Annotated in this window: 24 protein-coding genes and 1 tRNA gene; 9 read left to right on the top strand and 16 right to left on the bottom strand. The window is 68.0% G+C overall.

Translation table 11 applies throughout. The features are described from left to right. The first annotated feature begins 46 nt into the window (after positions 1-46). Positions 47-1,618, top strand: coding sequence for an acyl-CoA carboxylase subunit beta (locus ELY12_RS08685; RefSeq protein WP_126176306.1), 1,572 nt, complete (start codon positions 47-49; stop codon positions 1,616-1,618). Positions 1,619-1,697: 79 nt separating this feature from the next. On the opposite strand, the gene ELY12_RS08680 is transcribed toward ELY12_RS08685, so the two are convergent. After that, positions 1,698-2,960, bottom strand: a complete 1,263-nt coding sequence (locus ELY12_RS08680; RefSeq protein WP_241229793.1) for a multidrug effflux MFS transporter — start codon at positions 2,958-2,960, stop codon at positions 1,698-1,700. Between the two features lie 60 nt (positions 2,961-3,020). Between ELY12_RS08680 and dinB the strand changes: the two genes are divergently transcribed. Then, positions 3,021-4,136, top strand: coding sequence for a DNA polymerase IV (gene dinB, locus ELY12_RS08675; protein WP_241229792.1), 1,116 nt, complete (start codon positions 3,021-3,023; stop codon positions 4,134-4,136). Between the two features lie 96 nt (positions 4,137-4,232). Here the strand turns inward: dinB and ELY12_RS08670 are convergent, their stop codons facing one another. From ELY12_RS08670 to ELY12_RS08655, 4 genes are read right to left on the bottom strand one after another with little or no spacing between them, the layout of a single operon-like run. After that, positions 4,233-4,703, bottom strand: coding sequence for an NUDIX domain-containing protein (locus ELY12_RS08670; protein WP_126176305.1), 471 nt, complete (start codon positions 4,701-4,703; stop codon positions 4,233-4,235). Continuing rightward, the gene (locus tag ELY12_RS08665; protein WP_126176304.1) at positions 4,691-5,311 is read right to left on the bottom strand and encodes a 6-phosphogluconolactonase; all 621 of its coding nucleotides are present in this window, start codon (positions 5,309-5,311) and stop codon (positions 4,691-4,693) included. Before ELY12_RS08665 ends, ELY12_RS08670 begins: the two co-directional genes overlap by 13 nt. Before the next feature lie 12 nt (positions 5,312-5,323). Continuing rightward, positions 5,324-5,884, bottom strand: a complete 561-nt coding sequence (locus ELY12_RS08660) for a hypothetical protein (protein ID WP_126176303.1) — start codon at positions 5,882-5,884, stop codon at positions 5,324-5,326. Between the two features lie 7 nt (positions 5,885-5,891). After that, positions 5,892-7,400 carry an alkaline phosphatase family protein gene (locus tag ELY12_RS08655; RefSeq protein WP_206435804.1) on the bottom strand — a complete coding sequence of 503 codons (1,509 nt, stop codon included), beginning with the start codon at positions 7,398-7,400 and terminating at the stop codon, positions 5,892-5,894. Between the two features lie 96 nt (positions 7,401-7,496). Between ELY12_RS08655 and ELY12_RS08650 the strand changes: the two genes are divergently transcribed. Further along, a complete protein-coding gene (locus tag ELY12_RS08650) occupies positions 7,497-8,291 on the top strand; it encodes an SDR family oxidoreductase (protein WP_126176302.1) in 795 nt (264 codons plus the stop codon). Positions 8,292-8,294: 3 nt separating this feature from the next. On the opposite strand, the gene ELY12_RS08645 is transcribed toward ELY12_RS08650, so the two are convergent. After that, a complete protein-coding gene (locus ELY12_RS08645) occupies positions 8,295-9,242 on the bottom strand; it encodes an alpha/beta fold hydrolase (protein WP_206435803.1) in 948 nt (315 codons plus the stop codon). 106 nt (positions 9,243-9,348) lie between these two features. After that, positions 9,349-9,422, bottom strand: a tRNA-Gly gene (locus ELY12_RS08640). A gap of 110 nt (positions 9,423-9,532) precedes the next feature. Here ELY12_RS08640 and ELY12_RS08635 point away from each other — a divergent pair. From ELY12_RS08635 to mmsB, 6 genes are all read left to right on the top strand, one after another. Beyond that, positions 9,533-11,029: a CoA-acylating methylmalonate-semialdehyde dehydrogenase gene (locus ELY12_RS08635; RefSeq protein ID WP_126176301.1), complete on the top strand. Its 1,497-nt coding sequence runs from the start codon at positions 9,533-9,535 to the stop codon at positions 11,027-11,029. A 57-nt stretch (positions 11,030-11,086) separates the two neighbouring features. Then, complete coding sequence (locus ELY12_RS14420; RefSeq protein WP_206435802.1) at positions 11,087-11,620, top strand: hypothetical protein; 534 nt, start codon at positions 11,087-11,089, stop codon at positions 11,618-11,620. A gap of 31 nt (positions 11,621-11,651) precedes the next feature. Next, entirely contained in the window at positions 11,652-12,797 is a 1,146-nt protein-coding gene (locus tag ELY12_RS08625; protein WP_126176300.1) for an acyl-CoA dehydrogenase family protein, read from the top strand. Beyond that, positions 12,794-13,840, top strand: a complete 1,047-nt coding sequence (locus tag ELY12_RS08620) for an enoyl-CoA hydratase/isomerase family protein (protein WP_126176299.1) — start codon at positions 12,794-12,796, stop codon at positions 13,838-13,840. The genes ELY12_RS08625 and ELY12_RS08620 overlap by 4 nt, the downstream gene beginning before the upstream one ends. Then, the gene (locus tag ELY12_RS08615) at positions 13,825-14,619 is read left to right on the top strand and encodes an enoyl-CoA hydratase-related protein (protein WP_420907054.1); all 795 of its coding nucleotides are present in this window, start codon (positions 13,825-13,827) and stop codon (positions 14,617-14,619) included. Before ELY12_RS08620 ends, ELY12_RS08615 begins: the two co-directional genes overlap by 16 nt. A 239-nt stretch (positions 14,620-14,858) precedes the next feature. Then, complete coding sequence (gene mmsB / locus ELY12_RS08610) at positions 14,859-15,731, top strand: 3-hydroxyisobutyrate dehydrogenase (protein WP_126176297.1); 873 nt, start codon at positions 14,859-14,861, stop codon at positions 15,729-15,731. Here the strand turns inward: mmsB and tatC are convergent. The 9 genes from tatC to ELY12_RS08565 all read right to left on the bottom strand — a co-directional run bounded on the left by tatC (position 15,712) and on the right by ELY12_RS08565 (position 22,813). Beyond that, positions 15,712-16,506 carry a twin-arginine translocase subunit TatC gene (gene tatC, locus ELY12_RS08605; RefSeq protein WP_126176296.1) on the bottom strand — a complete coding sequence of 265 codons (795 nt, stop codon included), beginning with the start codon at positions 16,504-16,506 and terminating at the stop codon, positions 15,712-15,714. The two genes, mmsB and tatC, sit on opposite strands and share 20 nt — an antisense overlap. Continuing rightward, entirely contained in the window at positions 16,506-16,871 is a 366-nt protein-coding gene (gene tatB, locus ELY12_RS08600) for a Sec-independent protein translocase protein TatB (protein ID WP_126176295.1), read from the bottom strand. Before tatB ends, tatC begins: the two co-directional genes overlap by 1 nt. A 32-nt stretch (positions 16,872-16,903) precedes the next feature. After that, a complete protein-coding gene (locus ELY12_RS08595; protein ID WP_126176294.1) occupies positions 16,904-17,161 on the bottom strand; it encodes a twin-arginine translocase TatA/TatE family subunit in 258 nt (85 codons plus the stop codon). 51 nt (positions 17,162-17,212) lie between these two features. Next, on the bottom strand, positions 17,213-17,800 hold the full coding sequence (gene scpB, locus ELY12_RS08590) for an SMC-Scp complex subunit ScpB (protein ID WP_126176293.1): 588 nt from the start codon (positions 17,798-17,800) through the stop codon (positions 17,213-17,215). Further along, positions 17,797-18,570, bottom strand: coding sequence for a segregation and condensation protein A (locus ELY12_RS08585; protein ID WP_241229810.1), 774 nt, complete (start codon positions 18,568-18,570; stop codon positions 17,797-17,799). The genes scpB and ELY12_RS08585 overlap by 4 nt, the downstream gene beginning before the upstream one ends. Positions 18,571-18,593: 23 nt before the next feature. Further along, on the bottom strand, positions 18,594-19,610 hold the full coding sequence (nagZ, locus tag ELY12_RS08580; RefSeq protein ID WP_126176291.1) for a beta-N-acetylhexosaminidase: 1,017 nt from the start codon (positions 19,608-19,610) through the stop codon (positions 18,594-18,596). A 77-nt stretch (positions 19,611-19,687) separates the two neighbouring features. Continuing rightward, the gene (locus ELY12_RS08575) at positions 19,688-20,362 is read right to left on the bottom strand and encodes an SPOR domain-containing protein (protein WP_126176290.1); all 675 of its coding nucleotides are present in this window, start codon (positions 20,360-20,362) and stop codon (positions 19,688-19,690) included. Between the two features lies 1 nt (position 20,363). Beyond that, positions 20,364-22,109: an arginine--tRNA ligase gene (argS, locus tag ELY12_RS08570; RefSeq protein WP_126176289.1), complete on the bottom strand. Its 1,746-nt coding sequence runs from the start codon at positions 22,107-22,109 to the stop codon at positions 20,364-20,366. A 47-nt stretch (positions 22,110-22,156) separates the two neighbouring features. After that, positions 22,157-22,813: a hypothetical protein gene (locus tag ELY12_RS08565; RefSeq protein WP_126176288.1), complete on the bottom strand. Its 657-nt coding sequence runs from the start codon at positions 22,811-22,813 to the stop codon at positions 22,157-22,159. Positions 22,814-22,857: the final 44 nt, after the last annotated feature.

Here is a 22,857-nt window from a genome sequence, read left to right as displayed (position 1 = left end):
CGAGGTCCCAGCTTTCGCTGGGACGACGACGTGTTATGCGTCGCCAATGACCTGGGCCAAGGAACTCGAGGAACTGCGCCGCCGCGAGGCGCTGGCCGAGCAGATGGGCGGAGCCGACAAGGTCGCCCGCCAGCACGGCCGGGGCAAGATGGACGCCCGCGCGCGGCTCGCGGCGCTGGTCGATCCGGGCTCCTTCCGCGAGATCGGCAAGATCGCCGGCAAGGGTGCCTACGACGAGAACGGCGAGCTCACCGGCGTCCTCCCCGCCCCGTTCCTGTTCGGCAAGGCGCTGATCAACGGCCGCCCTGTCGTCGCGACCGCCGACGATTTCACCATCCGCGGCGGCGCGGCGGATGCCGGGATCGGCCGTAAGATGGAACAGGCTGAGAAAATGGCCCACGAGCTCAAGCTCCCCATCGTCCGCATGATCGACGGCACCGGTGGCGGCGGCTCGGTCAAGACGCTGGAGATGATCGGCTCCACGTACATCCCGGCGGTGCACATGTGGGGCGAGGTGGTGAAAAACCTCGACGCTGTGCCGGTGGTCGCGCTGTCGCTCGGGCCGACCGCGGGGCTCGGCGCGGCGCGGATCGCGGCCAGTCATTACTCGGTGATGGTCAAGGGCCTAAGCCAGATCTTCGCTGCCGGCCCGGCTGTGGTCGATGCGCTGGGCGACGACTGGAGGGGCGGCGCGGCCAATCACGAGGAGGCCAAGGAAGCGCTCGGCGGCAGCGGCATCCACACCCGCAACGGCGTGGTCGACGACGAGGTGGCCAGCGAGGCCGAAGCGTTCGCCCGCGCGCGGCACTTCCTCTCGTTCATGCCCGAATACATCGGCCAGCCGGCACGGCGGGTCGAGACCGGCGATCCCGCAGACCGCCGCGAGGAGGCGCTGCTCGATCTCGTCCCACGCGGTGACAAGCAGGTCTATTCGATGCGCCGCGCGCTCGAGCTGATCATGGACAAGGGCACCGTGTTCGAGATCGGCCGCATGTGGGGCCGCGCCGCGATCACCGCCCTCGCCCGGCTCGACGGCTGGCCGGTGATGGTGCTCGCCAGCGACCCGAGCTACCTCGGCGGATCGTGGGACGCCAAGACCAGCGAGAAGGTCGAACGCTGGGTCAAGCTCGCCGACCTGTTCCGCCTACCGATCGTCCACCTGGTCGACAACCCCGGCTTCATGATCGGCCGCGAGGCGGAGATGGCTGGGACCATTCGCTACGGGGTGCAGGCGATGAACGCGGTGTACAAGGCGACCGTGCCGCTCGCGAGCGTAGTCCTGCGCCGCGCCTACGGCATTGCGGGGTCCGCGATGTCGAACGCCGACACCTACCAGTATCGCTACTGCTGGCCGTCGGGCGACTGGGGCTCGCTCCCCATCGCGGGCGGGCTCGAGGTCGCCTACAAGTCCGAGATCGAAGCCGCCGAGGATCCGGCGGCCGAACTCGAGGCGATCCGCGCGCGGCTGGCCAAGGTCACCAGCCCGTTCCGCAGCGCCGAGCGTTTCAACGTCGAGGACATCATCGACCCGCGCGATACGCGCCCGCTGCTGTGCGAATTCGCGGAGCTGGCCTGGCGCGCGTTGGGCGCCCCTCCCTCAACGTCGGCCCGGACTTGATCCGGGCCAGTGCTTTCTTCGGCGGGCGTCGAAGGTAGCACCACCCCGGATCAAGTCCGGGGTGACGGTGAATGGCGGGTCAGCGCGGCTTCGGCGGGTTGAGCCGCCGGAACAGCCGCCCCTTCTCACTGAACAGGACGAGCAGCAAGCTCAGCACCCCGCAGATCAGCAGCGCCCAGGCGAGCGGCCGTGCGGTGCCGTCGAACGCCTGGCCGATCAGCGCGCCCAGCACCGCCGAGGTCACCATGCGCAGGAACGATTGCGCCGATGAGGCCGACCCCGCGATGTGCTGGAACGGCTGCATCGCGATCGAACCGAAGTTCGCGCCGACGAAGCCGAGCAGCGCCATGTTGGTCGCCATCAGCGGCAGGAATTGCCACAGCTTCTCCTCGCCGCTGCTCGCCGCGAGCACCTGCAGCACCGAGGTTGCGATGAACGCGAGCAGCGCGGTGTGCGAAACCCGCCGCGCACCGAACCGCTCGACAATGCGAGAATTGAAGAAGTTGGCGAGCGCCATGCCGGCCGCCGCTCCGCCGAAGATGAACGGAAAATACGGGCCCATGCCGAAGGTGTCGGTGACCAGCTGCTGCGCCGAATTGAGGAACCCGAACAGCGCGCCGAACACCAGGCTCGATCCGATCACGTAACCGATCGCATCGCGCCGCAGAAACGATTCGCGCATGTTGCGCAGCACCGGCGCCAGCGCGATGGGCTGACGGTCCTCGGCATGAAGGCTCTCGGGCAATCCGCGCCAGGTCCACACGCCGACCACCGTGGCCAGCGCCGCCATCAGCACGAAGATGTAGCGCCAGCCGGCGAACAGCAGCACCGTCTGGCCGAGGAACGGCGCGAGCACGGGCACCACCATGAACACCACCATGATGGTCGACATCATCCGCGCCATCCGGTCCCCGCCGACCCGGTCGCGAATGATTGCAGCGGGCAGCACCGACAGGCCCGCGGTGAGAAACGCCTGCGTCATCCTCAGGGCAATCAGCACTTCGAACTGGGTCACCAGCGAGCACAGCAGCGAAAGCGCCGCATAGATCGCGATGGCGCCGAGCAGCATCGGGCGCCGGCCATAGCGGTCGGCCAGCACCCCCGGCGCCAGCGCGCCGAGCCCGGAGCCGAGCAGGTAGGCGCCGATCACCAGCTGCCGATCGTTGCCCGGCGCGCCGAGGTCGTGCCCGATCATCCCCAGCGCCGGTAGCATCGAATCGATGCCGAGCGCCTGCAGGCTCATCAAGGCGGCCATCAGGAACACCAGCTTGCGCTCGCTCATCGCGGCGAAGCTGCGTTCCTCGGCGGGGGTGGCGGGTCCGTGCATGGGACGGCGGGCCATGAACCCCTGCGCCCGGCTTGGCCAGTTTAGATTTCCTGCGCAGCGCGCTAGCTAGACCGGGTGGCGAGCGAAGAGGACGACGATGGCGAGGAAGCGCAAGGCCTGCGCAAGATCATCCACGTCGACATGGACGCCTTCTTCGCCAGCGTCGAGCAGCGCGACGATCCGTCATTGCGCGGCAAACCGGTGGCGGTCGGCGGCTCGGGTGGGCGCGGGGTCGTGGCTGCGGCAAGCTACGAAGCGCGCAAGTTCGGAGTGCGCAGCGCGATGCCGGGGATGACCGCGCGGCGGCTCTGTCCCGATCTCATCTTCGTCCGCCATCGCTTTGATGTGTACAAGGAAATCAGCCGCCAGATCCGCGCGATCTTCCGCGACTACACCCCGCACGTCGAACCATTGAGCCTCGACGAGGCCTATCTCGATGTCACCGACGATCTGAAGGGCATCGGCAGCGCCACCCAGATCGCGCAGGACATCCGCCGCCGCATTCGCGAGGATACCCAGCTCACCGCCAGCGCGGGGGTGAGCTACAACAAGTTCCTCGCCAAGCTCGCGAGCGACCAGAACAAGCCCGACGGCATCTGCGTGATCCGCCCCGGCCAGGGCGCCGCGTTCGTCCAGTCGCTGCCGATCCGCCGCTTCCACGGGGTCGGCCCCAAGGGCGCCGAAAAGATGGCGCGGCTGGGGATCGAGACCGGCGCCGATCTCGCCGCCAAGGATCATGCCTGGCTGCGCGCGCACTTCGGCAGCTTCGCCGACTACCTCTACCGCGCGGCGCGGGGGATCGATTTGCGGCCGGTGCGGGCCAACCGCATCCGCAAGTCGGTCGGCGGCGAGCGGACGTTTGGCGAGGACATCTCCAGCGGACCGTTGCTGCGCGAGACGCTCGACAACATCATCGAGATCGTCTGGGAGTCGATCGAGCGCACCCAGGCCAAGGGGCGCACCGTGACGCTCAAGATGAAGTACACCGACTTCCAGATCATGACCCGCGCCAAGTCGCTCCCGCGCGCGGTGGCGGACAAGGCGGAGTTCGCCGGCCTCGCGCGCGCATTGCTGGACGAGGCGTTGCCTTTGCCGCTGCCGATCCGGCTGATGGGGCTGACGATGTCGAACCTGGAGCGCGACGGCCAGGTCGAGCGGCCGCGCGACGACGCGCAGTTGAGCCTTCTTTAGGGGCACGAGGCCCCAGCCTGCGCTGGGGCGACGAGCATTTATTGGCCTTGTCCGTCATCCCAGCGAAAGCTGGGATCTCGTCGAGCGATACCCGACCTACCGCAGCTTCCCCCGCCAGGCGGCGATCCGCGCGCGGGTGAGCCCTGTCAGCGGCTCGGGCAGCGAGTGCGTCGGAAAAAAGCGCGCTTCGAGGATCTCGCGCCGGTCTGGCCGTGGATGATCGAGCGTTCTGGCCGCGACCAGCCATGCCGTGTGCGGCGAGCCGGAGATGGTTTCCTCCAGACGCTCCAGCACGCGCGCGCCTTCGAGCTTGCAGCCCACCTCCTCGCGCACCTCGCGCGCCGCGGCCTCCTCGGGTGTCTCGCGGCGGCCCATCCCGCCGCCGGGCAGCGCCCACCCGCCCGGACCATAGCTATGCCGCACCAGCAAGAGCCGCCCATCGAGATCGGTGACGAACACCGACACTCCGGCAAGCCGTGCGCGGACGAGCTTGCGCCAGCGGTGCCGTAGCCGGTGCGCGAGCCGCAGCAGCGGGCGGGCGAGCGCGGGGGGGATCAGGTGAAGCATGTGACCGGCTGGGTGGCGGCTGCGAGCAGGCGCGCGACGGGGAGGTCGCTGCGGCCCGCTGCGGCGTCATCGAAGACCTTTCGCTTGGCGCTTCCGCGAATGACGAACATGATCCGGTCACTCGCAAGCAGCGACGGCAGCGTCAGGCTGATGCGATCGAACGGCGCCTCGGGCGGGAGCGGATCGGGGGTCAGGCGGACGATGGGAGCCGCTTCGTCGGCGCGCGGATCGGTGTTGGGAAACAGCGACGCGACATGCCCGTCCTCGCCCATGCCGAGCCAGGCGAGCGCGAAGTGCGGGACCTGCTCCATCACCGTCAGCGTGACCACTTCGGCGCCGGTCGGCCCGAGCAGCGCGCGGATGCGGCCGGCGTTGGAGGCGGGGTGATCCTCGGGCACCACGCGGTCATCGTTCGGCCAGACCGTCACGCGGCGCCAATCAAGCTCGGCAGCGGCCAGCCGCTCGAGGATGGGAAATGGAGTCGACCCACCCGGAACGGTGATCGCGATGGGCCCGGGTTGCGCGTCCAGGGCGTCGCGGATCGCCGCCTCCACGTAGGAAGCGATCTCGGCGTCGCTGGCGCCTTCCACGAAAGTCAGGTTGTCCACGTGCTCATAACCCTAGCCGATAATCCCGCGCACGTTGAGCGCGATGACGATGGCGGCGAGCGCGGTCAGGCCGGCCAGCACCAGCCGGATCGCGCGGAGTGGCCAACTCGTGAGCTCATCGGCAGCGAATACGCCCAGCGCAATCGCCGCCGTCCCGCCGATCGCGCCCCCAATTCCGGCGAGCCAGGCCGATCCTCCTGCCGCGAAGGCGAACACTAGGAACCGCGCCGCGTCACCCAACTGGCGGGCCAGCAGGACGATCAGGGTCGCGAACAAAGAGTGGGTCGGCTCATCCGGCAGCGCGGCACGGCGCGGCCAGGCGAGCTCGACCGCCGCGATCAGCAGGCCGAACGCGACCAGCATGTCGGCGGCGGGCTCCGGCAGCACCAGCGCCAGCGCCAGCCCGGCGGCCGCCATCGCGGTGGCGGACAGGGTCGAGGCCAGCGCGCCGACCGCCAATAGCCCCCCACCCTTGCCCAGCCGGTCCGCCAACCGCGCGGCGAGCAACTGGTCGCGCCCGCCGAGCGAGACCGCGAACACGCTCACCAGCGCGAACAGGAAGGCGCCGGTCATGATCGCGTCAGCGCTTGCGTCCCTTGCTGCCGAGCAGCGCGTTGCGCATCAGGTAGAAGATCGTGTGCTGCTCGATCGTGCCGCGGAACTGGTCGGCGCCGGGGCCCGAAGCGCGCACCGCGACATCCTCGCCGCCGTGAGTTTCGGCGATCAGTGGCACGAGCGACTGCTGGCGATAGTCGTGATCGTCGGTGTCCTCGGTCGCCGGGTCGGGCCGGTCCTTGCCGCCCGCCTTCACCGCGCCCGAGCCGTTGGCGTAGCTCAGCGTGGTGTACTGCTTGCCGTTCGCATCGAGCACCGGCTTACCGCCCTCCTTCACAGTGTCGAGGATCGGGTTGCCACGCGAGGGGTAGCCGTTGATCGTCAGCGTGTGGCTGTGATCGGCGGTCGAGACGATCAGCGTGTCGTCGAGATCGACCCTGCTGAGCGCGCGCGCCACCGCATTATCGAGCGCGACGGTATCGACCAGCGCGCGGTAGGCATTACCCGCGTGGTGGGCGTGATCGATTCGCCCGCCCTCGACGTAGAGCACGTAACCTTTCTTGGTGCGCGACAGGTGGCGGATCGCCTTCTCGACCATGTCGGCAAGCGCGGGCTCGCCCGCCGGGTCGCCCGCCCGGTCGGCCTCGTATTGCATGTGGCTCGGCTCGAATAGCGCGAACAGCGGGCCTTTGCCCTCAGCATTCCACGCGGCGAACTGCGCGGCGTTCCACGCGTAGGTCCCGCCCGGGTGCGCCGCGGCCCACTCGCCGACGAGGTCGCGGCCGTCCTTCCGGCTGCCGGTCTTGGTCGGGTATTCCGGATCCGCCGCGTTGGCGGGCATGAACATCGAGCGCCCGCCTCCGATCGCGACCTGAAGCTTGGGCCCGACCTCGCCCTCGATGAACTGGCGGGCGATGTCCTTGCACCCTTGCGCGGCTGCTTCGGCAGGCAGCTCCTTGTCCGATTCCCAGTCGCGGCCGGGCGTGTGCGCATAGGATGCCGCGGGCGTGGCGTGGGTAATCCGCGCGGTCGAGATCACCCCGGTCGCCAGCCCGGCATCCTGCGCCAGCGCGAGGATCGAGCGCAGCTCGTGCCCCTTGGACGAAGCGCAGTCGCGCACTTTCGATTCTGGGCCGACCGAGATCGCGCCCTCGTTCGCCTTGACCCCGGTCATAAACGCGGTCGCGGTCGGGGCGCTGTCCGATACTTGCGCGTCGGCACCGTAGGTCTTCACGAGCGCGGCGTAGTCGAGCGAGTCCATCGCGGTCTGGGTCGATTCGCCGTCCTGGCCCGCGGCCTGTCCCTGCCAGATGCGGCCCGCGGTGATGGTCGAGACGCCCATGCCGTCGCCGATGAAGATGATCAGGTTCTTGGCCTTGGCGCCATGCTTGGGCGGCGCGCGGCGGGCGGTCGCCTGCGCCTCGCCCTGCGCGCGGTATTCGTCGGTCGTCGCCGCCGGCGCGCCGAGCACCGCGCCCGGAGCGGTGCCGAGCGCGGCGAGCATCAGGACGCGGCGAATGAAGGCTGACGGCATCTCACAATCTCCCGGTTTGGCGCCTGACTATGCTGCGCGCTTGCGAACCGCAAATGACAAGCTAGGCCAGTGGCGAAACGAAACGGGAGACGAGTGATGAAGCTGGAAGCGGGCCTGGCGGCGGTGGTGACCGGCGGGGCCTCGGGCCTCGGCAAGGCAAGCGCGCAGGCGCTGTCGGAAGCGGGCTTCAAGGTCGCGATCTTCGACGTCAACGACGAGGCGGGCGAGGCGCACGCCAAGGACATCGGCGGCCTATTCTGTCATGTCGACATCACCGACGAAGCCTCGGTCCAGGCCGGCTTCGACAAGGCGCGCGCCGCGCACGGGCAGGAGCGCGTGACGGTCCACTGCGCAATGACCAGCCGCCGCGGCAAGACCGTCGGCTGGGACAAGGCGACCGGCGGCTACAAGCGCTTGTCGACCGAGGACTATGCGTTCGGGGCCGAGGGCGTGCTGGTCTCGAGCTACCGCGTCGCTTCGATCTCGGCGCTCGGGATGGCCAATGCGGAGCCGCTCAATGACGACGGCGAGCGCGGTGTCATCATCATGACCGCTTCAGTCGCCGCGCAGGACGGGCAGATCGGCCAGGTGATCTACGGTTCGTGCAAGGCGGGGGTGAACGGCCTCGTCCTGCCGATGGCGCGCGACCTGATGGACCTCGGCATCCGGGTGAACTCGATCATGCCCGGCATCTTCGCGACCCCGCTGATGCTCGGCATGAAGGACAGGAACCCGGCAATGTGGGACCAGCTCAACGCGAGCGTCCCCTTCCCCAAGCGTCTCGGCGAGCCGGAAGAGTTCGCGTCGCTGGTGCTCGAGATCGCCCGCAACGGCTACTTGAACGCGCACCAGTTCCGCCTCGACGGCGGTATTCGCATGCCGCCGAAGTAAGCCTCAGGTGAGCTTCGGCAGCCCGTCGCGGATTGCGTCGATCACGCCCAGGGGATCGTCGACCATCACGTGATGCGCCGCGTCCGGCAGGCCGGTGACGAAGCGCAGGTCGGGGATCCCCGCCTTCATCTCGGCCACCCGCTCGGGCGTCAGCAATGCCGACTGCTCGCCATAGATGATCCCGATCGGCGCCTTCGCGCGCGTGACCAGCTCTTCGGCGAGGTCGCCGCGTTCGAAGTGCTGCCAGAACTGCGGGTCGAAGCGCCAGGTCCATCCCGCCGGCTGGTCAGCGGTCGCCGGCACCTGCTTGAGCGAACCGCGCGCCATGTGGTCGATCAGCTCGGGCCGCCCGGTCTCCTGCTCGGGCAGGAAGCGGAACCGGCGCAGCCCGTCGGAGAGCGTTGGGTAGCGGTTGTGCTCGCTGCGCCCCTGCGCGAGCCGCGGCGGCGGCCCGCCGCCGCGCTTGGGCGGCGAGGAATCGACCAGCATCGCACCGGTGATTGCTTCCGGATGTTCGGCGCAGATGTAGAGCGTCGGAAATCCGCCGAATGAATGCGCGACGATCACCGGCGGCTCGCCGGATGCGACCAGCCCTGCGACATCGATCGCGGTCAGCGCCTCCTTGGCGAAAGTCGGAATGGCGTACTGCTCGCGCCAGTCGGATCGCCCCATGCCCGACCACGAGATCGCGGCGCAGCGGTAGTCGGCGGCAAAGAACGGCGCGATGAAGCTCCACCAATCGGCGTGCGCGGCGTTGCCGTGGAGGAACAGCAGGCCGGGCTGGCCGACTTCACCCCAGGTGAGCAGTTCGATCTGCGCGCCGTCGACCTTGAAGAACGACCGCTCCGGCTCGATCGCCAGCACTGCGTCGAACCATGGCGCGGCGGGCGGCTTCTCGCCCCCGAAGCGTCCGAGCAACGAGCCGTCCTCGACCAGTTCCGTTTCCGCCAAGCTGCATTCCTCCCTTGGCGAAGGACATTGCCGCGATGGCCGTGGCTGGCAAGCCGGTATGCGAAGAGAAACTCTTCGTGCCGTGCTGCTTCGAATTTCAAGAACCTGGAGCGGGTAGCGGGAATCGAACCCGCGCGTTCAGCATGGGAAGCTGACAGGCTACCATTACATCATACCCGCCTGTGCGGCGCGCATTAGCTTGGGCTCCTCGCGCCGGTCAATCGTTTCAGCGGCAACCGGTTGATTTCCGCACCCGCCGGTCGCAAGGCGCTGGCCAAAGGAGACTCCCCATGCGCGACATCGATCACTTCATGGTCGGCGGCCCCGGTGCGCCGGCGACCCGCTTCAAGGACGTGATGAATCCCTCGACCGGCGAAGTGCAAGCGCGCGTGCCGCTGGGCGACGCGGCGTTGCTCGACCGCGCGGTGCAGTCGGCGCTGGCGGTCCAACCCGAATGGGCCGCGACCAACCCGCAGCGCCGCGCACGGGTGATGTTCGCCTACAAGCAACTGGTCGAGAAGCATCGCGAGGAGCTGGCGCACATGCTCAGCTCCGAGCACGGCAAGGTGATCGACGATGCGCTCGGCGACGTGCAGCGCGGCCTCGAAGTGATCGAGTACGCCTGCGGCATCCCGCAAGTGCAGAAGGGTGAGTACACCATCGGCGCCGGCCCCGGCATCGACGTCTATTCGATGCGCCAGCCCTTGGGCATCGGCGCGGGGATCACCCCGTTCAACTTCCCCGCGATGATCCCGATGTGGATGTTCGGCATGGCGATCGCCACCGGCAACGCCTTCATCCTCAAGCCCTCCGAGCGCGATCCGTCGGTGCCGGTGCGACTCGCCGAGCTGTTCCTCGAAGCCGGCGCGCCTGAGGGGCTGCTGCAGGTGGTCCACGGCGACAAGGAGATGGTCGACGCGATCCTCGATCACCCGGACATCGCCGCGGTCAGCTTCGTCGGCAGTAGCGACATCGCGCACTACGTCTACAACCGTGGGGTCGCCGCCGGTAAGCGCGTGCAGGCGATGGGCGGGGCCAAGAACCACGGCATCGTCATGCCCGACGCCGATCTCGACATGGTGGTGAACGACCTCGCCGGCGCGGCGTTCGGCAGTGCCGGCGAGCGCTGCATGGCGCTGCCCGTCGTCGTGCCGGTGGGCGACGAGACTGCCGAGAAGCTCAAAGCCAAGCTTATCCCCGCGATCGAGGCGCTGCGCATCGGCGTCTCGACCGACAAGGACGCGCACTATGGGCCCGTCGTGACCGCCGAGCACAAGGCGCGGGTCGAGCAGTGGATCGACACCGCCGAGAAGGAAGGCGGCGAGATCGTCGTCGACGGGCGCGGGTTCACCCTCCAGGGCCACGAGAACGGTTACTTCGTCGGGCCGACGCTGATCGACCACGTCACCCCCGAGATGGAAAGCTACAAGGAAGAGATCTTCGGCCCCGTCCTCCAGATCGTCCGGGCCAAGGACTTCGAGGAAGCGGTCGCCCTCCCCTCCAAGCACCAGTACGGCAACGGGGTCGCGATCTTCACCCGCAACGGCCACGCCGCGCGCGAGTTCGCGAGCCGAGTCAACGTCGGCATGGTCGGGATCAACGTGCCGATCCCGGTGCCGGTCGCCTATCACAGCTTCGGTGGCTGGAAGCGCTCCGCGTTCGGCGACACCAACCAGTACGGCACCGAGGGGATGAAGTTCTGGACCAAGGTCAAGACCGTCACCCAGCGCTGGCCCGACGGCGGCGGGGATGGCTCGAACGCGTTCAACATCCCGACGTTTGCGTGATGCGGGAGCGCATCGGCGGTTCGTGCGTCTAACATTTGATTAGACGGAGACTCCCCGATGCGCCCAACCCTGCTTCTCGCCGCCCTCCCGCTCGCGCTGGCCGCCTGCCAGCAGGCGCCTACGGATACCGACGCAGCCACGGACACAGCCGCGACGGTGACCGAGACAGCGCCCGCCGCGGGAGAAATGGGACCGGGGGCCACGCCGACCGTGACCGAGACGGCGACCGCGACGCCCACCGCCTCGCCGACCGCCTCGCCAACGTCGGATGGCGACGGCAGCACCATCCCTGTCGCGCTACGCGGCCGTTGGGGCTTGGTTGCAGCCGATTGCACCAGCACTCGCGGCGACGCCAAGGGGCTGCTGACGATCTCCCCCACCACTCTGAAGTTCTATGAATCGCTTGGCACGCTGGGCAAGATCCGCACCCGCACCGCCAGCACGTTGCGGGCCGACTTCTCGTTCAGTGGAGAGGGGATGACCTGGACCCGCGACGAGACGCTGTCGGTTTCGGGCAACAAGCTGACCCGCACCGAGCGCGGCGGCGACGAGCCGGGATCGGGCGGGCCGTTCACTTACACCAGGTGTTGAAGCCCGCACCGCTTCGGCTTACGCGGCGCGCATGACCGGACAGTTCCAGCTCACCGACGATCAGCTCGCCATCCAGGACATGGCGCGCAAATTCACCGCCGACCGCATCACGCCCTTTGCAGCGCAATGGGACGAGGATCACCACTTCCCGCGCGACGTGGTGCAGGCGGCGGGCGAATTGGGCTTCGGCGCGATCTACGTCTCCGAAGAGAGCGGCGGCATCGCGCTCGGCCGGCTCGAAGCGGCGCTGATCATGGAGGCGATGGCCTACGGCTGTCCCGCGACCAGCGCCTATATCTCAATTCACAACATGGCGAGCTGGATGATCGACCGCTTCGGCGGGGCCGAGGTCAAGGCGAAGTTCCTGCCCAAGCTCGTCAGCATGGAGCATATCGCGAGCTACGCGCTGACCGAGCCGGGCTCGGGCTCGGACGCGGCGGCGCTCAAGACCACCGCGGTCTTGGACGGTGACCACTACGTGCTCAACGGCACCAAGCAGTTCATCAGCGGCAGCGGGTTCAACGACATCTACGTCGTGATGGTGCGCACCAGCGAGGACAAGTCGAAGGGCGTCAGCTGCCTGGTGGTCGAGAAGGGCACCCCCGGCCTCAGCCACGGTGCGCCCGAGAACAAGCTCGGCTGGAACGCCTCGCCCACCGCGCAGCTCATCTTCGAGGATTGCCGGGTGCCGGTCGCCAACCGGGTCGGCGGCGAAGGCGAAGGCTTCCGCTTCGCGATGGCGGGGCTCGACGGCGGGCGGCTCAACATCGGCGCATGCTCGTTGGGCGGGGCGCAGCGCTGTCTCGACGAAGCGGTCAAGTACACCAAGGAACGCCAGCAGTTTGGGTCCCCGATCGCCGACTTCCAGAACACCCAGTTCATGCTCGCCGACATGGCGACCGACCTCGAGGCCGCGCGTGCCCTGCTCTACCTCGCCGCGGCCAAGGTGACCGAGAACGCGCCCGACAAGACCCGTTTCTCGGCGATGGCCAAGCGGCTGGCAACCGACAGCGGCAGCAAGATCGTCAATGACGCGCTGCAGTTGTTCGGTGGCTACGGCTACCTCAAGGACTATCCGATCGAGCGGTTCTGGCGCGATCTGCGGGTGCACTCGATCCTCGAAGGGACTAACCAGGTCATGCGCATGATCGTCGGCCGGGATATGCTGCGGCAATGACCGACGAAGTCCTCATCCGCACCGACGGCCGCGTCGGGCACATCTCGCTCAATCGCCCTAAGGCGCTCCATGCGCTGACGCTTCCCATGTGCCACGCGATGAGCGCGGCGCTGAGCGACTGGGCGAAGGACGAAGCGGTCGAGGCGGCGATCGTCGACCACGCCGAGGGCCGCGGGTTCTGCGCCGGGGGCGACATCGCCTTCCTGCGCAACTCGGCGCTCAACGATGGCGGCGTGTCGGGCCGCAAGTTCTTCCACGACGAGTACCAGCTCAACCACCAGATGTTCGAGTACCCCAAGCCGATCGTCGCCTTCATGGACGGGGTGACGATGGGCGGTGGGGTCGGCATCTCGCAGCCGGCGCAGTTCCGCGTGGCGACCGAGCATACCCGCTTCGCCATGCCCGAGACCGGCATCGGCCTGTTTCCCGACGTCGGCGGCGGCTGGTACCTCTCGCGCCTGCCCGGCCGGCTCGGCCAGTTCCTCGCGCTGACCGGCGCCCGGCTCGATGGGGCGGAGTGCCTCTGGGCCGGTCTGGCCACCCACTACCTGCCCTCGGACAAGCTTGACGACGCCAAGGCCCGCATCGCCGAGCATCCCGACCGCATCGCCGGCATCTTGTCCGAACTGTCGGTCACCCCGCCCCCGGCCCGGATCGAAGAGAACGCCGACAAGATCGCGCACCACTTCAAATCGGATGGACTGGAGGAGATCATCGCCAGCTTGGAAGCAGACGATGGCGAATGGGCGATGAAGGAACGCGCGACACTGCGGACCAAGAGTCCGCAGACCTGCAAGGTCGCGCTGCGTCAGCTTGCCGAGGCAGCTCGGCTCGATGACTTCGCCGACGAGATGGCGATGGAATACCGCATCGCCAGCCGCGTCCTCACCCGCCCGGACTTTGCCGAGGGCGTGCGCGCGGTGATCGTCGACAAGACTGGCGATCCCAAGTGGGACCCCGCCACTCCCGAAGGCGTGAGTGATGCGCTGATCGACAGCATCTTCGCCCCCCTCCCCGAACACGAAGAATGGAAACCCCTGTGAGCTACGAGACCATCACCGTCGAGCAGCGCGATGCGGTGACGCTGATCACGCTCAATCGCCCGCAGGCGCTTAACGCGTTGAATTCGCAGGTGCTCGAGGACCTGATCGGGGCATTCACCGCGTTCGAGGCCGACCCCGGCCAGCGCTGCGCGGTGCTCACCGGCGCAGGCGACAAGGCTTTCGCCGCCGGCGCTGACATCAAGGAAATGGCCGACAAGCCGTCAGCCGATTTCTACCTCGACGACTTTTTCGCCCGCTGGACCAGCCACCTCGTCAAGGCGGTCCGCAAGCCGTGGATCGCGGCGGTCAACGGCTTCGCGCTCGGCGGCGGATGCGAGCTCGCCATGATGGCAGACTTCATCATCGCTTCGGAGAAAGCAAAGTTCGGCCAGCCCGAGATCAAGCTCGGCGTCGCGCCCGGCATGGGCGGCAGCCAGCGCCTGACCCGCGCGGTCGGCAAGGCCAAGGCGATGGAGATGTGCCTCACCGGCCGGATGATGGACGGCGCCGAGGCCGAGCGCAGCGGGCTGGTCGCGCGCGTGGTGCCGCACGAAACCCTGCTCGATGAAGCACTCAAGACCGCCACCGCGATCGCAAGCATGCCGCCGATGGCCGCGATCGCGAACAAGGAAATGGTCAATGCCGCGTTCGAGACCACCCTCGATCAGGGTCTGATCGTCGAGCGGCGCATCTTCCAGATCCTCGCCGCCAGCGAGGACAAGGCGGAAGGCATGGCCGCCTTCATCGAGAAGCGCGAAGGCAACTGGAAGGGACGGTGATCCGATGCTTGGCGTCGGACTGATTTTCTTTGGTGCTTACGCAATCTGGTTTGCGCTGGAAACTTGGTGGAGCGTCAAGAGCGAGCGCCTTGGCCCCCTACATCGGCTCCTGTGGCGTCAGCCACCGTCGAGATTTGGGGTCGAGCGCATATCAGACCGACTGGCAGCGGGCGTCATGCTGATCGTCGGTCTTGCATTTGTCGCCGTGGGTCTCGTCGTGAAACTTTCTGGAGAGTAGAATGAAAATCGCCTTCATCGGCCTCGGCAACATGGGCGGTGGGATGGCCGCGAACCTGGTCAAGGCGGGGCACGAGGTTCACGCGTTCGACCTTGCGAATGAAGCGCTCGATCGCGCCGCAGAACACGGGTGTTCGACCTTTGGAACAGCGGGCGAAGCAGTGCAAGGCGTGGATGCTGTCGTTTCGATGCTGCCCAACGGGCAGATCGTGCTTAGCGCCTACACCGCCGAGGTGTTCGGCAACGCCCCGGCGGGCGCGATTTTGCTCGATTGCTCCACCATCGATGTCGCCACCGCACGCGAAGTGGCCGACCAGGCGCACAAGGCGGGTTATGAGATGGTTGATGCGCCCGTTTCCGGCGGCATCGCGGCGGCGAACGGCGGGACGCTGACCTTCATGGTCGGCGGCAGCGATAGCGCCTTCCAGCGCGCCGAGCCGATCCTGCAGGCGATGGGCAAGGCGGTGATCCACGCCGGCGCGGCGGGCAACGGGCAGGCGGCCAAGATCTGCAACAACATGCTGCTCGGGATCAGCATGATCGGCACCTGCGAGGCGTTCGCGATGGCGCAGAAGCTGGGACTCGACCCACAGACGTTTTACGACATCTCCAGCGTTTCCAGCGGCCAGTGCTGGTCGATGACGAGCTACTGCCCGGTCCCGGGCGTCGGCCCGACCTCGCCAGCGGACAACGACTACCAGGGCGGGTTCGCGGCGGGCCTGATGCTGAAGGACCTGCGGTTGGCGATGGAAGCGGCCGAAACCGCCGATGCGCCGGTACCGATGGGTCAGCGGGCACGAGCGCTCTACGAGGACTTCGTCGGCGCCGGGAACGGCACCGTCGATTTCAGCGGCATCATTCGGACGCTGAAGTAACCGCCGCGTCCTCTTCCGCCTTTTCGCGGGCGTCCCGCGCTTCCGTGAACCACATGATCGCCAGCGCGCCTTCGAACAGCAGCAGCAGCGGAATCGCAAGCATGAGCTGGCTGATCACGTCAGGCGGCGTGGCGACTGCGGCGACTACGCACACGGCGACGATCGCATAGCGGCGCGCGCCGACCAGTTGCGCCCGGCTGACGATGCCCGCGCGATTCAGGAGCAGCAAAAGCACCGGCAGCAGGAAGCTGAGGCCGAAGGCGAGGATGAATTGCATCACTAGCCCGAGGTAGTCCTCGGAGTTGGGCAGCGCCTCAATCTGCACCCCGCCCGGCGTCCCCTGGAAGCCGAGGAACCAGTGGAACGCGGTCGGCATGACCACGTAGTAGGCAAGCGCGCCCCCGGCGATGAACAGCACCGGCGTCGCCAACAGGAACGGCAGGAACGCCTTCTTCTCCTTGGCGTAAAGCCCCGGCGCGACGAACGCCCATAACTGGTTGGCGATGATCGGGAACGCGAGGAAGAACGCCGCCCACAGCGCCACCTTCAGCTCGACGAAGAACTGGCCGTAGAGCTTGGTGTAGATGAGCTTGTCCTGCCCGGCATCTTTCAGCGGCTGGACGAGGAACGCGAGGATGTCCTGCGCGAAGTAGAAGCATACGCCGAACGCCACAGCGAGCGCGAGGAATGAGCGCAGCAGCCGCGCACGCAACTCGATCAGGTGATCGAGCAGAGGCGCCTGCGTTTCGTCGAGATCGCGGATCTTGAAGGCCATCAGCGAAGCGGCAATTGCGGTTCGTCGTCCGCCGGAGCCTGAGCCGCCGGCTCGGCCGCAGGCTCTTCCGCTCGCGATTCAGCTGTCGGCGCTGGGAGCGGACGCATCTCGTGATCGGACAGGTCGACCGGCGGGTGCTCGGCCATGATGCGGGCGTTCTGCTCGGCCCACTTCTTCTCCATTTCCTCCATCTCCGCCTCGCGGATCATCGTCTCGATGCCGGCGCGGAAATGGTTGGAGGTCCGGCGCACCTTGCCGATCCACTTGCCCGCGGTACGCAGCGCGCGCGGCAGGTCCTTGGGACCGATCACGACGACCGCGACGATCACGATCATAAGCAGTTCGGATGCGCCGATATCGAACATGGGTCACGCGCCCTTCAGCGGGCGATCAAAGCTCAGTTGCGGTGTTCGGCGCCGGGGTGCGGGTCCTTGGCCGCTTCGCCGGCGGGCTTGGCATCATGATGCGGGCCTTCGAGGCTGTGGATCTTGGCGGCCTTGGCTTTCGCCTCCTCCTCGTCGTCGCCCATGCCCTGCTTGAAGCTTTTGATGCCCTTGCCGAAGTCGCCCATGATGTCGGCCACGCGGCCGCGCCCGAACAGCACCAGCACGATCAGCAAAACGACCAGCCAATGCCAGATTGATAATCCACCCATGGGTATTCTCCTTGGGCCGCAATCTAGGAGATGCGGCGGGGAAGCGCCAGCCTAGCCGTCCGATTCTTGGGCCGGTTCCGGGCTCATCGTCAGCGCATCGAACGCGTCATCGACCGGATCGAGCAGGCCGGCCGCCTTGAGCTCGTCGATCCCGGGGAGGTCGCGGCGGGATTTGAGGCCGAAGTGCTCGAGGAATTCGGGCGTCGTAGCGTAGATCACCGGACGGCCCGGCACCTCGCGCCGACCGGCGACGCGCACCCAGCCCGCCTCCATCAGCACGTCGAGCGTGCCGGGGGAGGTCTGCACGCCGCGGATCGCCTCGATCTCGGCGCGGCTGACGGGTTCGTGGTAGGCGACGATCGCCAGCACCTCGGTGGCGGCGCGGGAGAGGCGGCGGACCGCCTCGCGCTCCCGGCGCAGGACGTGCGCCAGGTCGGGGGCGGTTTGGAAGTGCCAGCGCCCGCCCCGCTCGACGAGGTGGATGCCACGGTCGCGGTAGTGCTGCTGGAGCCCGTCGAGGCCTTCGCGCACCTCGCTCGGCGAAGCGCCGCCGAGGTGGCCCGCCAATGCTTCGGCGGTCAGCGGCTCCTCCGCCGCGAACAGCGTCGCTTCGAGCGCGCGCTCAATCTCGTCGCTCATGCGACCCGGCGCAGGCGTAGCGGGCCGAAGATTTCGTCCTGGGCCAGTTCGGCGCGCCCGAGCCGCGCAAGCTCCAGCGCGGCGACGAAGCTGGAGGCGAGCGCGGACTTGCGCAACCGAGGCTCGGCATGCGGCGGGAGGAACTGCCTGAGCTCGATCCAGTCGAGCGTGACTCCGAGCATGGCCGAAACCCGGTCCAGCGCCGATTCCAGGGTCATTACAGGCCGCTCGCGCACCATGTGCACCACCGGCGCGGTCCGCGCATTGACTTGGCCGTAGGCCTGGACGAGCGCGAACCAATCGCACTGCCACTGCGTCTTGCGGTCGGTCCGAAGGCCCTCGGGAGCGCCGCGCAGGAACACGTCGCGGCCCAACCGGTCGCGCCCCATCAGCCGCGCCGCCGCCTCGCGCATAGCGCCGAGCCGGGCGAGCCGCAGCTGCAAGCGCAGGGCGAGGTCTTCGGGGCTCGGGTCCTCCTGCTCGTCGCGCGGCAACAGCAGCGCGGATTTGAGGTACGCGAGCCAGGCGGCCATCACGAGGTAGTCGGCGGCCAGTTCCAGCTTCAGCGCCTCGGCGCGCTCGATGTAGGCAATGTACTGGTCGACCAGCGCGAGGATCGAGATCGCCTTGAGATCGACCTTCTGCCGCCGCGCGAGGTCGAGCAGCAGGTCCAGCGGCCCTTCCCACCCGTCGAGTTCGAGATAGAGCGCGGCGTCGTCGGTCGGGGAGGAGGCGGGGCCGGACCAGTCGTCGGCCTCGGCCTCGCCCAATGGCAGGATGAGGCTGTCCTCGCTCACGCGGCCGCGCCGGCCAGCGCCAGCAATTGATCGCGCTGCGCCAGCAGCTCCGCCTTGTCGCCCTGCGGAGTGATGCCGGTGCCCTCCAGCGCGCGCTCCAGACGGGCGGCGGTTGCGTCGCTCATCGCCGGCAACCGCTCGACGATGCCGACCATGTCGTCCATCTTCGCCCAGCAGTTGAGCGCGAGGTCGCACCCCGCGGCGACCGAACGCTCGGCCCGCTCGGGCACCGAGCCCGACAGCGCCTGCATGTCGAGATCGTCGGTGAGGAGCAGGCCGTCGAACCCGATCTTGTCCCGGATGACATCACGGATGACAGTTGGCGACTGCGTGGCCGGATTTTCGGCATCCCACACCGGGAACACGAGGTGCCCGGTCATGCCGATGGGCGTATCGGCGAGCGCCTTGAACGGGGCAAGGTCGAGCTCGAGCTCCTCCTCGCTCGCGGTGACGGTGGGCAACTCCTTGTGCGTATCGACCGCCGATCGGCCGTGGCCTGGCATATGCTTGATGCAGCCCGCGACGCCCGCAGCGGCGAGGCCTTCGAGGATCGCGCGGCCGATCGCCGCCACCCGCAGCGGCTCGAACCCGAACGAGCGATCCCCGATCACGTCGTGCGCGCCGTGCTGGCGAACGTCGAGCGAGGGGTAGTAGTCAACCGTGATGCCGGCTTCGGCGAGTTCGATCCCCATCGCATGCGCGTTCATCCGTGCCGCGGCGATCGCCGAGGACGGCGCAATCTCATAAAGCGCATCGAAGGCCGATCCGGCGGGAAACGGGCTGAAGTGCGGCGGGCGCATACGCGCGACGCGGCCGCCTTCCTGGTCGATCGAGATGAGCAGCTTGTCGCGCCGGTGAATGGTCCGCAGCTCGTCGGTCAGCGCGCGCACCTGTTCAGGCGTGTCGATGTTGCGGCCGAACAGGATGTAGCCCGCCGGGTCGCACTCGCGGAAGAAGGCGCGTTCGTCGTCGGTTAGCGTGAGGCCGGCAAGGCCGAAGATCGCGGGCGTCATCGGCGGAGATTCGCACAGAACCCGCGCGCGCCGCAACCCGCGCGCCGGGGCAATCCCCTACGGCTTGCCGCGTTCGGCTAGCGCTTTACCTGGCAGTCGATGCCGTCGCCCTTGAGCGCCCGGCACAACGCGCTGGCGCCGGCGGCATCGCCCGCCACGGCCTGCAGGCGATAGACGGTGCCCATGTCGGCCTTGCCCTCGACCACCCGGTGGCTGACACCGGCGAGCTTGTCGGTGCGCGACAGCAGCTTCTGCCAGCCCGCCTCGGCGGTTTCCTTGCTGTTGTAGGCGCCGACCTGCACGCCAACGCCGCCGGCTGCGGCAGGCGCGGGCGTCTGGCCGGGCTTGGGCGCGTCGATGCTAGGCTTGGGCAGCTCTTCGGCGATGACGCCCTCGGTCGTCTTGCCCTCGCCCACCGCGGGGGCGAGGTTGCCGGTGCCTTCGAAAGTCTTGCCGCCGGGGTTGGCCGGTTTTTCCTTGTACGGGCCGACCGGCGCCTCGATCGTGCTGCCGTCGGCAACCAGCTCGGGTGCGGCGTCGCGCTGGCCGAACCACCAGATGCCGCCCACCAGCGCCGCCAGTGCGAGCGCGGCGAACATCGCGAAGCCGACGATGCGGCCGGTATCGACTCCGCCGACGTCGTCCTCGTCGTCATCGCCACTTTCGAGCCACGGTAGGCGCTCGTCCTCGTCGGCGAGCGTCAGCTGCTCGTCGGCGACGTAATCGTCGTCGGTGATCCCCCGGCCCGCCATCTCACATCTCCTCGACCGCCTCGACGCCCAATAGCGCCAGACCGTTACGGATAACTTGCCCGATCTGCGTGGCCAGGAAAAGCCTTGCGCCGGTAAGCGCGGGGTCTTGTGTCACGATGATGCGCTTTTCGGGCGCGTCGTTGCCCGCGTTCCAAAACGCGTGGAAGGCGGCCGCGAGGTCGTAGAGGAAGAAGGCCACCCGGTGCGGCTCGCGCGCAGCGGCGGCGGCTTCTACCAGCCGCGGGAACTGCGCGGCTTGCTTGATCAACGCGAGCTCGTCGGCGCCGAGCCGGTCGAGCGCGGAGGGATCGGGCCCCAGCCCCTCGGCCGCCGCCTTGCGCAGCGTCGAATGGATCCGCGCGCTGGCGTACTGGACGTAGAACACCGGGTTGTCCTTCGACGCCTCGACCACCTTGGCGAAGTCGAACTCCATCTGCGCTTCAGGCTTGCGGGTCAGCATGGTGAAGCGGACCACGTCCTTGCCGACCTCGCGCACCACGTCGGCGAGGGTGACGAAGGTGCCGCTGCGCTTGGACATCTTGACCGGTTCGCCCCCGCGCAGGAGCTGGACCATCTGCACCAGCTTGACGTCGAACGGGATCGCCCGCCCCTCGCCCTCGGCCAGCGCGGCGACGGCGGCCTTGATCCGCTTGACGGTGCCCGCGTGGTCGGCCCCCCAGATGTCGATCAGCTCGTCCGCCGCCGAGGCTTTCTGCATGTGGTAGGCGAGGTCGGCGCCGAAATAGGTCCAGTTGCCGTCGGACTTCCTGATCGGCCGGTCCTGGTCGTCGCCGAACTTGGTCGCACGGAACAGCGGCAACTCAACCGGCTCCCAGTCCTCCGGCGTCTTGCCCTTGGGGGCTTCGAGCACGCCGTCGAACACCAGGTCGTGCGCGCGCATCCACGCTTCCGCCTCGGCGGGCTTGCCGGCACCCTGAAGCTCGGCCTCGGAGGCGAACACGTCGTGCTCGATGCCGAGCAGAGCGAGATCGCTGCGGATCATGTCCATCATCGCGTGGACCACTTGCGGCTTGAACACCGGCAGCCATTCGCCTTCGGGCGCATCGGCAAAGCGATCGCCGAACTCAGCCGCCAGCACCTTGCCGACCGGCACGAGGTAATCGCCGGGATAGAGCCCTTCGGGGATCTCCCCGATGCTCTCGCCCAGCGCCTCGCGGTATCTGAGGTGCGCCGAGCGGGCGAGCACATCGACCTGCGCGCCGGCATCGTTGACGTAGTATTCGCGCGTCACGGGATGCCCGACGAATTCGAGCAAGTTGGCGAGCGCATCGCCGACCACCGCGCCGCGGCAGTGACCCATGTGCATCGGCCCGGTCGGGTTGGCCGACACATACTCGACATTCACCCGCCGCCCGGCGCCAACGCGTGAGCGACCATAGTCGGGACCGAGCGCGGCGATCACCTGCAATTCGTCAAGCCAGACGCTGTCGGCCAACCGGAGATTGATAAACCCGGGACCGGCGATCTCGGCTCTGGAGACGGCAGGCTCCTTTTCAAGATGCGCGACGATCTTTTCCGCTAGCGCACGCGGATTGGTCGCGGCGGGTTTGGCAAGCACCATCGCGGCGTTGGTCGCGAGGTCGCCGTGCGACGGATCGCGCGGCGGCTCGACCGTCACGGCGGTCGTGGACGCGCCGTGCGGCAGCGCGCCTTCCATCTCAAGCGCGTGCAAAACCGCGGCGATACGCTCGGCGAACGCGGCGTGCAGGGTCTGGGTATCGGGCATGCGGCGCGGGTTAGCCGAACCGCGCCAAAGCGCAACCCGGAGGGGAATTAGCGGGTGGCGTTGTAGGCCAGTTGCTGCTCGGTCAACTGGAAGCCTACCAGCAGCTCGAAGGTCGCGCGGGCCACCGCAGCCTTGACCGCCGGATCACTCAGCGGATCGATCGCGGCGTCCTCGTCGCCCGCCTTGCGCTTGCGGGTGATCTGCTCGCGCACGTCGGCCGGCAGCGTCGCTTCGGCCCGATCGACGTAGGCGCCGGCCTGAGCGCGCGCCTGCGCCCGCTCCTGGCCGTCGGCGAAGTTCAGCGTCACCTGGCCGACCCGCTTGGTCACCACCGAGCTGCCGCCGCGCAGGACCACCGAATAATACGGCAGCGTCACGGTGCGCGCGCCGCGGACGTCGGTGCGGCGGCCAAGCACATCGAAGGTGGCGTTGGTGTAGATACGCGCGCCGCCGCTCGCATCGTCGCAGGTCGAGCGCAGGTTGGTGATCGCCGCGGTCACGTCGATATTCGCCGCGCTCGTGTCGCCGGGCACGCGGAAAGTGGTCACGTCGCCGGTATAGTCAGGCACGCCCACTGCGGGGCACACGGTGCGCACCGCCTGGATGCCCACGCCTTCCTGCAGGATGATCGCACCCTTGGTGCTGCATCCGGCAAGCGCCGCTCCCAAAGTCAGCAGGACAGCAAGGCGCACAGGCATGGTCATGGCAGGATCGGTCCCGAACAGTCGTTAGTGAGCGCCGCCCTAGC

It is taken from the genome of Tsuneonella rigui, from assembly GCF_003958625.1.
In the GTDB taxonomy this organism is placed as follows: domain Bacteria; phylum Pseudomonadota; class Alphaproteobacteria; order Sphingomonadales; family Sphingomonadaceae; genus Tsuneonella; species Tsuneonella rigui.
This window is presented reverse-complemented; position numbering and strand designations above follow the sequence as displayed.